The following is a 692-nucleotide window of genomic DNA, read 5'->3' as shown; positions in this document are numbered from 1 at the left end:
CGCCGAGCGGATCCACGACCGCTTCCCCGGCAAGCTGCTGGCCTACAACTGCTCGCCGTCGTTCCACTGGCGCTCGCAGCTGGACGACCTGCAGATCGCGCGGTTCCAGCGGGAGCTGGCCGGCCACGGGTACGTCTTCCAGTTCATCACCCTGGCCGGGTTCCACGCCCTCAACCACTCGATGTTCTCGCTTGCCCGCGGCTACGCCGAGCGCGGCATGAGCGCGTACGTCGAGCTGCAGGAGGCCGAGATCGCCTCCGAGACCGACGGCTACACCGCCACGCGCCACCAGCGCGAGGTCGGCACCGGCTACTTCGACCGCGTCGCCACGGCGATCTCCCCGGAGAGCGCCACCCTCGCGCTCGCGGGCAGCACCGAGACGGCCCAGTTCACCCACTGACCTGCACGAAGACCAGGAGCACGACCATGACCATCACCATCCCCCCGCCGCTGATCCGCGCCCACCTCTCGCTCGCCGGGCCGGCCGGCGCCGGGTCCGACCAGATCCTCACCTCCGAGGCCATCGACTTCCTCACCGACCTGCACATCCGGTTCTCGGGCCGACGCCACGACCTGCTGCTCGGCCGCCAGCACCGCCGCACCAGGTTCTCCAACGGTGCCGACCCCGACTTCCTGCCGCTCACGGCGGGGATCCGGGCGGACCCGAGCTGGCGCGTCGCTGGTCCCGGGCC

Annotated in this window: 2 pseudogenes; both read left to right on the top strand. The window is 71.4% G+C overall.

Annotated elements, in window-relative coordinates:
* A pseudogene (locus AC1DVP_RS21330) lies at positions 1-400 on the top strand (isocitrate lyase); the annotation flags it as partial.
* Between the two features lie 26 nt (positions 401-426).
* Positions 427-692, top strand: a pseudogene (locus AC1DVP_RS21325) (hypothetical protein); the annotation flags it as partial.

The sequence above is a fragment of the Flavobacterium sp. P3_A6 genome, from assembly GCF_056403035.1.
This window is presented reverse-complemented; position numbering and strand designations above follow the sequence as displayed.